Annotated in this window: 5 protein-coding genes; 4 read left to right on the plus strand and 1 reads right to left on the minus strand. The window is 70.1% G+C overall.

The features are described from left to right. The first annotated feature begins 119 nt into the window (after positions 1-119). The 3 genes from recC to recD are packed head-to-tail and all read left to right on the plus strand — an operon-like array spanning position 120 to position 8949. Complete coding sequence (gene recC, locus ABFT43_RS13270; protein WP_347960829.1) at positions 120-3539, plus strand: exodeoxyribonuclease V subunit gamma; 3420 nt, start codon at positions 120-122, stop codon at positions 3537-3539. Next, positions 3536-6979 carry a UvrD-helicase domain-containing protein gene (locus ABFT43_RS13275; RefSeq protein WP_347960830.1) on the plus strand — a complete coding sequence of 1148 codons (3444 nt, stop codon included), beginning with the start codon at positions 3536-3538 and terminating at the stop codon, positions 6977-6979. The genes recC and ABFT43_RS13275 overlap by 4 nt, the downstream gene beginning before the upstream one ends. Further along, the gene (recD, locus tag ABFT43_RS13280) at positions 6976-8949 is read left to right on the plus strand and encodes an exodeoxyribonuclease V subunit alpha (RefSeq protein WP_347960831.1); all 1974 of its coding nucleotides are present in this window, start codon (positions 6976-6978) and stop codon (positions 8947-8949) included. The genes ABFT43_RS13275 and recD overlap by 4 nt, the downstream gene beginning before the upstream one ends. Position 8950: 1 nt before the next feature. Here recD and ABFT43_RS13285 read toward each other — a convergent pair whose 3' ends face one another. Then, positions 8951-9706: a PIG-L family deacetylase gene (locus ABFT43_RS13285; RefSeq protein WP_347960832.1), complete on the minus strand. Its 756-nt coding sequence runs from the start codon at positions 9704-9706 to the stop codon at positions 8951-8953. 218 nt (positions 9707-9924) lie between these two features. Between ABFT43_RS13285 and htpG the strand changes: the two genes are divergently transcribed. After that, entirely contained in the window at positions 9925-11922 is a 1998-nt protein-coding gene (gene htpG, locus ABFT43_RS13290; protein ID WP_347960833.1) for a molecular chaperone HtpG, read from the plus strand. Positions 11923-11953 lie beyond the last annotated feature (31 nt).

An 11953-nucleotide genomic window follows, 5' to 3' on the forward strand; every position in this document is an offset into this window, starting at 1 on the left:
CCGGTCGGCGGCCCGCTCGTCAGGGCGCCCGACACCCCGATTCCCGAGGCCCCCGAATCCCGAACCCCCGAATCCCGAGGCCCCCGAATCCCGAGACCCCCGAATCCCGAGACCCACGGATGCTGATCCTTCACCGAGCGGAACGGACCGACACCCTCGCCGACGCGCTCGCCGAGGTCCTGTCCACCCCGCTGCGCGACCCGATGCGAACCGAGATCGTCTCGGTGCCCGCCGCGGGTGTCGAACGATGGATCGCCCAGCACCTCGCGTGCCGGCTCGGCGCCGGTCCCGGCGGGGCCGACGGCATCGCGGCGAACATCGACTTCACCGGCCCCGCCCGGCTGGCCGACGCCGTCGCCGATGCCGTGCTCGAGGGAAACCGGCTCGTCACCGGCACTCCTCTGTCTATCGAGAATCCCTGGCGCGCCGCGGAACTCGTGTGGCCGGTGCTCCGGGTGCTCGACGAGCGCATCGACGATCCGGAGCTGACCGTCATCGCCCGGCACGTCGGCTTCGGCGACGAGTCGTCCCCGAACATCGGGCGCCGCTACGCGACCGCCCACCATCTCGCCGAACTCTTCGAGCGGTATGGCCGGTCCCGGCCCTCGATGATCGCCGGATGGGCGTCCGGCGACGATCTCGACGGCGCCGGCGCACCGCTGCGCGAGGACCTCGCCTGGCAGGCCGATTTCTGGCGCGCGGTCCGCGCCGAGATCGGGCGCCCGCACCCGGCCGAACTGCTCGACGAGGTGTGCGACCGGCTCCGCGCCGACCCGCAGGCCGCCGACCTGCCCGAGCGCCTGTCGGTTTTCGGTCCCACTCGGATCACCGAGTCGTTCCGAAACATCATCGCCGCGGTCGCCGTCCACCACGACGTACACCTGTTCGTCCCGCATCCGAGTCCGAGGCTCTGGGACCACCTGCGTGCCCTCGACACCGCCGCGCCCGGCGTCGGGGTTCCGCCGCGCAGGCGCGCGCGGCCGGTGCCCGAGCTGAACAACCCGCTGCTGGCCGGACTCTCCCGTGACCTGCAGGAACTGCAGCTGCGGCTCGACGGCATCGTCGACGCCGACCTCCATCACGAACCGGCGGGGCCTCCCCGCACCGACACCCTGCTCGGCGCGTTGCAGGCGGGCATCCGTGACGACGCCGTCCGGGTGGGCGCGGGCGACGTCACCGACGACGGCTCGGTCGAGGTCCACGCGTGTCATGGTCCGGAACGGCAGGTCGAGGTGCTCCGCGACCGCCTGCTGCACCTGTTCGCCGCCGACCCGACGCTCGAACCCCGCGACGTGCTCGTCATGTGCCCGGACGTGGAGACCTTCGCCCCCCTCATCCGCGGCGCGTTCGGGCAGACCGGATTGCCCCATCCCGCGTTCGATCTGCGGGTCCGCCTCGCCGACCGCGGGCTGCGTCACGTCAACCCGATCATCGACACCATCGTCGCGGTCGTCGAACTCGCCGCCGGACGCGTCACCGCCGGCGACGTCCTCGACCTGCTCGCGGCCCCGCCGGTCCGTGCCCGGTTCGCGTTCACCGACGACGACCTCGACCTCGTCCGGGAATGGCTGATCCACAGCAACGTCCGCTGGGGCCTCGGCACCGCCGAACGCAAGCGCTTCGGCCTCGAACGGTTCCGGCACGGCACCTTCGACGCCGGCCTCGACCGTATCGCCCTCGGTGTCGTCGCCGAGGAGACCGACGACGAATGGCTCGGTGCCGCATTGCCGCTCGCCGGCGTCGAGAGCACCGGCATCGACCTGGTCGGGCGCCTCGACGAATTCCTCGACCGACTCGGCCGCATCCTCCGCGCGCTCGGCGCCCCCGCGCCCTCCCGGCACTGGGCGCAGACACTGGTCGGGGCGGTCGGCTCGCTGACGGCCACCGCACCCACCGAGGACTGGCAACGCGCACAGGCGATCCGGATGCTCGAGGACGCCTTCGCCGACACCGACGAGACACTCCGGCTCGCCGATGTCCGGGACCTGCTGTCTGCGCTGGTCGCCGGTCGGCCCACCCGCTCCAACTTCCGCACCGGGGAACTCACGGTGTGCACCATGGTGCCGATGCGGTCGGTGCCGCATCGCGTCATCGTGTTGCTCGGGATCGACGCGGAGGTGTTCCCGCGCGTGCAGCGCATGGACGGCGACGACATCCTCGGCGTCGACCCGCTCGTCGGCGAGCGCAATCCGCGCGACGAGGACCGCCAGTGCTTCCTCGACGCGATCAACGCGGCGCGCGAGGCGCTGCTCGTCTTCTACAGCGGCGCCGACCCGGTGTCGGGCCGGCCCATCCCGCCTGCGGTGGTGGTCAGTGAACTCATCGACACCCTCGACGGTCTCACCGGCGCCGGTGACGACTCGATCGTGCGCCGGCACACCCTGCACGGCTTCGACGCCCGCAACTTCGTCGACGGCGGTGTGCCCGGCATCCCCGGCCCCTTCAGCCACGACGCCTCCCTGCTCGACGGCGCGAAGGCGCTGCGCGGACGGGTCGAGGCGATCGTCCCGGTCGCACGACGGGAGCTGCCCGGGCCGGAGACGACTCTCGAGGACTCCGACATCGACCTGTCGACGCTGATCGAGTTCCACGTCGACCCGATCACCGGTTTCGTCCGCCAGCGGCTCGGCGCCCGCATCCCGGACGACGAGACGCCCCACGACGACCAACTCGATGTCGAACTCGAGCCCCTCGACAAGTGGGGGATCGGCGACCGCTTCCTCACCCGGATGTTGTCCGGCGTCCCGCTCGCCGACTGCGAGGCCGCCGAGCTGCGCCGGGGCACGTTGCCGCCCTTCGCCTTCGGCACCCGCGAGCTACAGGCGATCTCGTCGGCGGTGACCCGTCTCCACGGCGTGGTCGCGCCGCTGCGCCCGGGGGCGCCGCAGACCCTCGACGTCCTCGTCGCCCTACCAGACGGGCGCCGCGTCCACGGCACCATCGGCGACGTGTTCACCGGCGACGACGACCGCGCCCGCATCGTGCGCGCCACCTATTCCAAACTGAAGGCGAAACAGCAACTGACACTCTGGATCACGTTGCTCGCCGTCGCCGCCGCGGCCGACCAGGGCAACGCCGCGGCGCAGCGCGTCGGCAGCGGCGTGTTCGTCGGACGCGCACCGAAGGGCAGCGGCACCTCGACGGTGACGTTCCGCCGCCCCGACGACGCACATGCGCTGCTCTACGACCTCGTGCGACTGCGCGACGAGGGCCTGCGCCGGCCATTGCCGCTGCCACTCGAACCCGCGCTCGCCTTCGTCGACCACGACGGCCCGGGCCGTCGTGCCCAGTGGGCCCTGACCAGCGCACGCCGCGCGTTCGAGGACCGGTTCGGTCCGGCGACGAGTCCCTACGTCAGGCTCGCGTTCGGCGGAGACGTACGCGCCGAGGTCGGATTCGACGATGTCCTCGCGGTGACACCACCCGCCGACCGCACCCTCGGCGGCGTGGAACTCGCCCTCACCGAAGGGGATTCGCTGTTCGCCGGACTGGCCCGCGCGGTCTGGGCGCCCGTCGCAGAGCACCGGGAGACCACGTGAGACAGCCCGAACCCTTCGACATCACCGCGGACCTGCCCGAACACACCACCGTGCTGGAGGCGTCCGCAGGCACCGGCAAGACCTACGCGATCGTCGGCCTCGCCGCCCGCCATCTGGCCGCCGGCGTGCCCATCTCGGAGATGCTGCTGGTCACGTTCAGTCGTGCGGCCACCGCCGAGCTGCGCGAACGCATGCGGTCCCGGGTGCGTGAGCTGCTCGAGACCCTCACCGATCCGGCCGGCGCCCTGGCCACCGCGGAGCGGACCGAGGACCTCCTGCTGCGCGAACTGGCGAGCGGCGTGCCGGAAGAGGTTGACGCACGTCGACGTCACCTGGCCCGGGCACTGAGCGACTTCGACGCGTCGACCATCGCGACCACCCACACGTTCTGCAACCGGATGCTCGAGGCGCTCGGTTTCCTCGGGGAACGCGAACTCGTCCACTCCATCGTCGAGGAGGTCGACGAGCTCACCGAGGAGGTCGCCCTCGACCTGTACCTGCGCGGCTTCTGGGCCAGCGACGCCCCGGAATTCAGTTTCTCCGACGCCCGGGACATCGCTCGTGACGCGGTGCGCCAGGCCTCGGTCGACCTGGCGCCCACCGACGCCGAGCTCGCCGAGGACCCGATCGCGGCACGACGGGTCAGCTTCGCCCGCGCGGTGCGACAGCACGTCGAGAACCGCAAGCGCGACGCCCGTGTGCGCACCTACGACGACCTGCAGGCGATCCTGCACCGCATCGTCACCGACGACGTGGTAGGGGAGCGTGCCTGCAAACGGATCCGGGACACCTTCTCGGTCGTTCTCGTGGACGAGTTCCAGGACACCGACCCGCTGCAGTGGGAGATCCTGCGTCGCTGCTTCCACGGCCACCGCCGCATGATCCTCGTCGGCGACCCCAAGCAGTCGATCTACGGCTTCCGCGGCGCCGAGGTGCTCAGCTACCTGTCCGCGGTGTCGTCGGCCGACACCCTCAAGGCCCTCGACGTGAACCGGCGCTCCGACGGCGCCCTGGTCGACGCTCTCGGACAGATCTACGGCGACGCCACCCTGGGCCACCCCGACATCGTCGCCCGACCGGTACGCGCGGCGTTCGAGGGCAGCCGGCTCGAGGAAGGGTGCCCGCCGCTGCGGATACGTGCTTTCCTGCGCACGGACTTCACAGCGCTCAACTCGTACAACCTGCCCTCGGTCGGTGATGTCCGGTCGCGCATCATCGCCGACGTCGCAGACGACGTCGCTGCCACGCTCGCGCGCGGGACGCGGATCGACGACGGTGGCAGAACCCGTCCCGTGGACCCCGGCGACATCGCCGTGCTCGTCCGGCAGAACAGCACCATCGAACCGTTGCAGCGCGAACTCGCCGACCGCGGCATCAACTCCGTCATCGGTTCCGGCGTGAACGTCTTCACCACGGCCGCGGCCCGCCACTGGCTGTGGGTGTTGCGCGCCCTCGAACAGCCGTCCCGCTCCGATCGTGTGCGGTTGGCCGCGATGACCACCCTTTTCGGTTGGTCCGCCGAACGGGTCGCGACCGCCTCCGAATCCGAGGTCGCCGAGCTGGCCGCCGAGCTTGCCTCGCTGGCAAGGGTTTTCACGGAGGCGGGTTTCGCGGCGATGGCTCAGCGACTCTTCGACGGCCATCGGGTGGCCGCGCGCGTCCTCGCGGTGGAGAACGGCGAACGCACCCTCACCGACCTCATCCAGGTGTCGGCGCTGTGCAACAAGCACGTCGTGGAGAGCGGCGAGGGGCTCAGCGCCGTGGTCGAATGGCTGACCGAACGCGTCACCGACACCTCGTCCCGGCAGCGGTACGAGGACCAGAGTCGCCGACTCGACCGTGACACCCGGGCCGTCCAGATCATGACCGTGCACGCGAGCAAGGGGCTCCAATTCCCGATCGTCTACGTGCCCTTCGGGTGGGACGGCACCTGGATCGGCGACCGCGGCAACCTGACGTACCACGACGAGAAGGGGACCCGCCGACTCGATGTGGGTGGCCTCGGGGCCCCGGGACGCCAAGAACGCCGGCGTCGCTACGCCGCCGAGGTCGCCAATGAGGACCTCCGCCTGCTGTACGTCGCGTTGACCCGCGCCCAGTCACAGGTGGTGGCCTGGTGGGCGCCGTCGGTCAACACACCCACCGGGCCGCTGCACCGGTTGGTCTTCGGTGGTGAGGAGGCCCGGCGGCAGCCCGGCATGATGGGGGAGTGGACGGTCGCCTCCGAGGTGCCGATCCCCGAAGCCGATTCCGAGTGCGTCTCCGTACTGCGCTCGCTCGCCGAACGTGATCCGGCGATCTCCATCGAACCCGCCGGACGACACGCCACCGACGCCGTTGCGCCGCCGGTAGACCCGGGGATCGACCCCGACGCCCTGGACGTCGCCGGTTTCGAACGCCGCATCGACCAGGACTGGCGGAGGACCTCGTACTCGGCGCTCACCGCCGACGTCGCCCATGGAGCGCACGGGGCCCCGGGCGGACCGGCCCAGCCGATCGTCGGCACCGGCAGCGAACCCGACGACGAGGCGGCCGTCCTCCTCGACGACGAACCGATCACCGTGCCCGACGACTCGCTCGACGATGAGATCGGTTCCGGTGCAGCGCGTCCCGGTACGCCGTCGCTGATGAACGGCATGCCGTTCGGCGCCGCCTTCGGCACCCTCGTGCACGAGGTCCTCGAATACGTCGACACCTCCGCTACCGACATCGTCGAGCACGTCCGGGAACTCTGTTCGAGGGCGCTCGGCGGTCTCGCCGGCGACATCGATCCCGAGCAGCTCGTCGCGGCGCTGGTCGGTGTGCTCACCACCCCGCTGGGTTTCGGAGACCTGTGGAGCATCGCGCCGGGTGACCGGCTCGCCGAGCTCGACTTCGAGTTGCCGCTCGGGCCGGCCGGTGCCGCCGCGTCACACGGCCGCATCGGCACCACGCTGGGACATCTCGCCGACCTGATGGAACAGCACCTCCCGCCGGGGGATCCGTTGCGGCCCTATGCCGAGCACCTCCGCGCCGTCCCCGGCCGGAGGCTGCGCGGATTCCTCACCGGCAGCATCGATTCCGTGCTGCGGATCCCGGACGGCCGGTATGTGATCGTCGACTACAAGACCAACCGCATCCGGCCCGGCGACCTCGTCGTGGAGGACTTCGACGCCGAGGCGATGGCCGGTGAGATGATCGCCGCCCACTATCCGTTGCAGGCGATGCTGTATTCGGTTGCGCTGCACCGGTATCTGCGTTGGCGGATACCGGATTACGATCCCGCCCGGCACCTGGGGCCGGTGCAGTATCACTTCGTGCGCGGCATGGCCGGACCCGACACCCCGGCCGGATGCGGTGTCTTCCAGTGGGATCTCCCGCCGGGACTCGTCGTGGAGCTGTCCGACGCGCTCGCCGGGGCGGACACGACGAGCCCGGCCCGAACCGGAGGTGCGCGATGAGTCTGCCCGACGTCCAGCTCGTCGACACCGCCACCGGACTCCTCGCGGACCTCAACGCCGCCGGCGTGCTCGCCGCCGCGGACGTCCACATCACCGACCGGCTGATCCGGATGTGCGGCGAGCCGGTGAGTGAAAAGGCAAGACTCGGCGCCGCTCTCGCGGTCCGTGCCGTCCGGCTCGGCTCGACCTGCCTGGCACTCGACCGCCTCGGCGAACTCGTCGCGGCCGAGGGTGCCGCCGACGAGCGTGTCGACGGTGAGACGCCGGACCTGAGCCTGCCGCCCGCGCAGGAGATCCTCGACGCACTCGCCGCCAGCCCGCTTGTCACCGGCAGCGCCGCCGGACCACTGAGGCCGCTGGTCGTGCGGGATTCTGCCGACGGCCCACTCGTGTACCTGCAGAAGTACTTCCGGCAGGAACAGACCATCCGCGAGATCCTCGAACGGCGCGCGAGGTCTGCGCCCGCCGTGGACGCCGACGCCCTCGCAGAGGCCATCGCCGCGGTCTACTCCTCGCCCGCCGACGGGATGCGGCAGAAGCTCGCCGCCGCCGTTGCCGCCACTCGCTGGACGACCGTCCTCGCCGGCGGTCCGGGTACCGGCAAGACCTATACCGTCGCCCGTATCCTCGCCGTCCTCGACCGACTCCAGGGACCGGGTCTGAGGATCGGCCTGTGCGCGCCCACCGGCCGTGCCGCCGCGCAGCTGCAGGCCTCGGTCGAGTCGGAGGCGACCCTGCCGGTCACCGCGCACGCCGTCACGCTGCACTCCCTGCTGGGCTGGCGGCCGGGATCGAACCCGCGGCATGGGCGTGGCCGCACCCTCCCGCACGACGTCATCGTCGTGGACGAGACCTCGATGCTGTCGATGACCGCGATGAGCCGGCTACTCGAGGCGGTGCGGCCCGACGCGCGGCTCGTCTTCGTCGGCGACCCGCACCAGCTCGCCTCGGTGGAGGCGGGTGCGGTGCTCGCCGACCTGGTCGAGCGCGCAGACCTGCCCGAAGCCGCCGACGGCAGGCCCCCGGCGGCGCTCGCGCAGGCGTTCTCCGCCGTGGGATTGGACCCGGACACCGGCCGGGTGCCCGAGGAGGTCGGCGCCGATGGAGCCGACCTCAGGGGAACCGACGTCAAGGGAGTCGAGGCCGAGGGCATCGATGCGGAGGACCTGGCGCGCATGGCCGACGGCGTCATCACTCTCCGGCGGCAGTTCCGGTTCGGCGGTGGCATCTCGAAGGTCGCCGCGGCCGTAAACGCCGGCGACCCGGACACCGTCCTCGACCTGGTCACCGCGGCGGACGTCGATGACGTCGAACTCGTCGCACCCGACGACCTCGACACGGTCACCGAGGGGATCCTCGCGTGGGGGCGGGCACTGCGCACGGCGGCGCGGCGCGCCGACGCGGAGGCGGCCCTCGACGCCCTCGACAGCCACCGGGTGCTCTGCGCCCACCGCGAGGGCGCCTGGGGTGTCCGCGGGTGGACGACTCGGATCACCGACTGGCTCGGCACCACGGAGGCCGAACATCTGGGTTGGTACGTGGGACAACCGATCCTGGTGACCGCCAACGACACCCAGACCGGCACCTTCAACGGCGACACCGGCGTGGTCATCGCCGACCCCGAGGCCTCCCAGACCACCGGGACCGCGCAGACCACGGGTACCGACGCGGTGCGGGTCGCATTCCGGCGGGGCGGCCACATCCGGCTGCTGCACCCCACCCAGCTCGCCGACGTGGTGTCGGTGCACGCGATGACCATCCATCGCAGTCAGGGCAGCCAGTTCGACCGGGTGACCGTCGTGCTCCCGCCGGCCGGCTCGGAGCTGCTGACCCGGGAGCTCCTCTACACCGCGATCACGCGTGCCAAGAGCCATGTCCGGATCATCGGGACCCCCGAGGTGCTCGCCGCGGCGGTCAACCGCCGGGTGCAGCGTGCCAGCGGCCTGCGCTCGGCGCTCACCGAGCTGTAGCTCAGATCAGCTCACACCCACCCGGCACCAGGTCCCGGCGCTGGTAGCACTCGACGCTCAGCAGGCGCTCCTGCACCTCGTCGGGCAGCCCGAGGAATCCCGAGATGGCGCGGCTGCGCGATGCCTCCGACCGGTGCGCGACGACCGCGGCCTTCTTGCGGGCGGCGAGATCGGCGACGTCTACCACCACGTCGATGTCGGAGTCGGGGGTCCCGGGCAGCTGTTCGCGCGGGATCTCCGGGAACAGGCTGGGTGCGAGCAGGTCCATCATCCACTCGGGGATCGTCGCGAAGTACAGGGAACGGACCCGCCATGCCGGCCCGGCACGGTGATAGAGCTTGTGCGACGCGGCGGCGTCGACGGCCGCCACCGCGAGACGATGCGCGTGGATGTGATCGGGGTGCCCGTAGATGCCCAGCGCGTCGTAGGTGACGACGATGTCCGGCTGCAGGTCCCGAATGTGCTTGGTCAGCGTCCGGACCTGATCGTCGAAGGACGCCGCGCACAGCCGCTCGGTGTCGGGTGCGGACTCGGGCCGGCGGTCGTCGGCGTACCCGAGCATGATCGGTGGGCGCGGCATCCCGAGGATGTCGACGGCATCGGTGAGTTCCTTGTGCCGGATGGTGCCCTCGGCCCACGTGCACATCACGAGATCCGCCTCGCCCCCCGCGTCGACGTGACGGGCGGTCAACCCGCCGGTCCACAGCGACTCGTCGTCGGGGTGCGCATGCACCAACAGCAGTCGAGGTGTACCCATCCACCTGGCTTCCTGATCGTTCCCGGTGCATCGACCCGACGGGTTCGATCCACATTCGGGGTAGTCGGTCCCGACCCAGGGTAGCCACTCCGGTGCTCGGTAAAGTCGGTGTCCGTGACGACGTGTCGCGCCGGGCGTCAGCGCGTGCCGTGCACACGTCCGCCGAGACCACATCAGGCGAGAACAGAACATGGAAGAACAGAACACGGAGGACTGCGATGAGCGTTGCGCCCGAAGTTCATGAGTTCCAAGCGGAGACGCGGCAGCTGCTGGATCTCATGGTCCACTCGATCTATTCGAACAAGGACAGCTTCCTTCGCGAGCTGATCTCGAACGCGTCCGACGCCCTCGACAAGCTGCGCCTGGAGTCGCTGGTCGACAAGGACCTCGACGTCGACACCTCCGACCTGCACATCAAGCTCGTCCCGGACGCCGAGAAGCGCACGCTCACTGTGGTCGACAACGGCATCGGCATGAGCCGTGACGAGGTCATCGAGCTCATCGGCACCCTCGCCCGGTCCGGCACCGCCGAACTGCGCCGTTCGCTCGCCGAGGCCCGGGAGAAGGGGCTGTCGGAAGCCGCGGCCGAGGAGCTCATCGGCCAGTTCGGCATCGGCTTCTACTCGACCTTCATGGTCGCCGACAAGGTCACGCTGGTGACCCGGAAGGCCGGCGAGACCACCGGCACCCGGTGGGAGTCGACCGGGGACGGCACCTACACGATCGACGAGGTGCCCGACGCACCCCAGGGCACCGCGGTCACGCTGCACCTCAAGCCCGTCGACACCGAGAACCACCTCTACGACTACACCGACAAGACCAAGCTGCGTCAGCTGGTGAAGCGGTACTCCGACTTCATCGCCTGGCCCATCCGGATGGACGTCGAGAAGACCGTCCCGGTGGAGAAGCCGGAGTCGGAGGGCGACGGTGACCAGGAGTCCGGCGAGAAGAAGACTCCCGAGACCAAGACGGTCGTCGAGGAGGAGACCGTCAACTCGATGAAGGCCCTGTGGGCCAAGCCGCGCTCGGAGGTCTCCGACGAGGAGTACCAGGAGTTCTACCGGCACGTCTCGCACGCCTGGGATTCCCCGCTGGAGACCATCACGCTGCAGGCCGAGGGCACCTTCGAATACCAGGCCCTGCTGTTCATCCCGACGCAGCCGCCGTTCGACCTGTTCATGCGCGACTCCAAGGTGGGCATCCACCTGTACGTCAAGCGCGTGTTCATCATGGACGACTGCGCGGAACTCATGCCCGAGTACCTGCGGTTCGTCAAGGGCGTCGTCGACGCCGCAGACCTCTCGCTCAACGTCTCCCGCGAGATCCTGCAGCAGGACCGCCAGATCCGCGCGATCCGCCGTCGCCTCACCAAGAAGGTCATCTCGACGATCACCGAGATGCGCGACACCCGTCCCGAGGACTACCGCAAGTTCTGGGACGTGTTCGGCCGGGTCTTCAAAGAAGGCCTCGTCAACGATTTCGACAACCGTGAGGCACTGCTCAAGGCGTCGGTCTTCCAGAGCACGAACTCCGAGGAGGAACCGACGACGCTCGCCGACTACGTCGGCCGGATGAAGAGTGGCCAGGACGCGATCTACTACATGACCGGCGAGTCGCGCCAGCAGATCGTCAACTCGCCGCACATGGAGGCGTTCCGCGCCAAGGGCATCGAGGTGCTCATCCTGTCCGACCCGGTCGACGAGATGTGGGTGACCTCCGGTGTCGAGTTCGAGGGCAAGCGCTTCCAGTCCATCGCCAAGGGTGCGGTCGATCTCGACGATGACGACGAGGAAAAGGACGAGAAGGCCAAGGAGGAGCAGAACAAGGCCTTCGAGGATCTGATGAAGTGGATGACCGAGACGCTGTCCGACGACGTCAGCGAGACCCGGTTGTCCTCGCGCCTCACCGAGTCCCCGGCCTGCCTCGTCGGTGACACCTGGTCGATGTCGCCGCAGTTGGAGAAGCTGTACCGCGCTTCGGGCCAGACCCTGCCCAAGACCAAGCGCGCCCTGGAGCTGAACCCGGACCACCCGCTGATCACCGAGCTCAACAAGGCATTCGCCGACGGTGACCGCGAGAAGCTGGAGCCCGTCGCGAAGCTCGTCTACGGCATGGCGGTGATCGCCGAGGGCGGTGAACTCGAGGATCCGGCGGAGTTCGCGAAGCTGCTCGCCGGCCGGCTCACCGAGTCGTTCACCGGCGGAAACGCGTCCTGATCGGCGCCTTGGCCGACGTCCATGCGCGGCG

It is taken from the genome of Gordonia aurantiaca (assembly GCF_039939235.1).
Taxonomy (GTDB): Bacteria; Actinomycetota; Actinomycetes; order Mycobacteriales; family Mycobacteriaceae; genus Gordonia.

What these genes read in the sequence shown, in the direction of transcription:
- htpG (WP_347960833.1), top strand. Translation starts at nt 9,925, where the DNA reads ATGAGCGTTGCGCCCGAAGTTCATGAGTTCCAAGCGGAGACGCGGCAG.
- recD (WP_347960831.1), top strand. Translation starts at nt 6,976, where the DNA reads ATGAGTCTGCCCGACGTCCAGCTCGTCGACACCGCCACCGGACTCCTC.
- recC (WP_347960829.1), top strand. Translation starts at nt 120, where the DNA reads ATGCTGATCCTTCACCGAGCGGAACGGACCGACACCCTCGCCGACGCG.
- ABFT43_RS13285 (WP_347960832.1), bottom strand. Translation starts at nt 9,706, where the DNA reads ATGGGTACACCTCGACTGCTGTTGGTGCATGCGCACCCCGACGACGAG.